The following is a 456-nucleotide window of genomic DNA, read 5'->3' as shown; positions in this document are numbered from 1 at the left end:
ATGAGCGAATTACTGCCCCGTATTCACCCGGACGATTACTGCAACGAAGATCTGCCCACCCTCAGCCAACCCTGGTGGCAGACGCTGCCGTCCGACTTCCACGCCATGCCGGATCACTTCCTGGCAGACAGCGACACAAGCTGGCGCATCAGCAGCACTGCCGCCGTGGATACTCTGGCTCGTACAGGCCTGGCCTGCATGGCCGGTGCAGCGGCGCTACCCGCCACCCTGAACGCCGCCCGGCAGCGTGAAGAACGGCAACTGGCAGACTTCTACCGCCCCTTCCTGGCGGCCGGCGATCCCAATGCGTTCTTCACCCCGCCCGCCGCGCAGGTGGAGATCAAACGCAGCCCGGTCTCCAGCTACCACTTTCAGCCCGAGGATGGCGACGCCCACACCCTGCATTTTGCGTCGCCATTCACACCGAAAAATCCGGCCCTGAAAGATCGCTACCTG

The 456-nt window shown here is 63.6% G+C and carries 1 pseudogene; it reads left to right on the top strand.

The annotated features are described in order from the left end of the window. Nucleotides 1-456: pseudogene (locus A3754_RS28275) on the top strand (alpha/beta hydrolase); the annotation flags it as partial.

It is taken from the genome of Alcanivorax sp. HI0083 (assembly GCF_001635175.1).
Note: the sequence above shows the minus strand (reverse complement) of the source record. Positions and strands in the feature narration are given on the sequence as shown.